Here is a 244-nt window from a genome sequence, read left to right on the forward strand (position 1 = left end):
CTGCAGTTGTTTGCTGCTGCGCAGGACGTGTTCTACCTCAGCTACCTCGGCGCGGACCCGCGCGATGGCAGCGTGCGCGAACCCTCGGTGCTGGTCAGCGAACTGATCGATGCCGCCGCGGCCTATCACCTCGATCCGTCGACCGCCACGCGGGACTTCACCGTGCGCCACGCGCTGCAGCCGTTCTCGCCGGCCGCCTTCGGTGACGGCGATCCACGCCGCTTCAGCTACCGCCGGCAGTGGC

General features: G+C 69.3%; 1 protein-coding gene. It reads left to right on the forward strand.

The annotated features are described in order from the left end of the window. Positions 1 to 244: exodeoxyribonuclease V subunit gamma (locus FQ664_RS26725; protein WP_144175983.1), on the forward strand; the 244-nt coding region annotated here is incomplete at both ends.

Source organism: Pseudomonas persica (assembly GCF_900291015.1).
In the GTDB taxonomy this organism is placed as follows: Bacteria; Pseudomonadota; Gammaproteobacteria; order Pseudomonadales; family Pseudomonadaceae; genus Aquipseudomonas.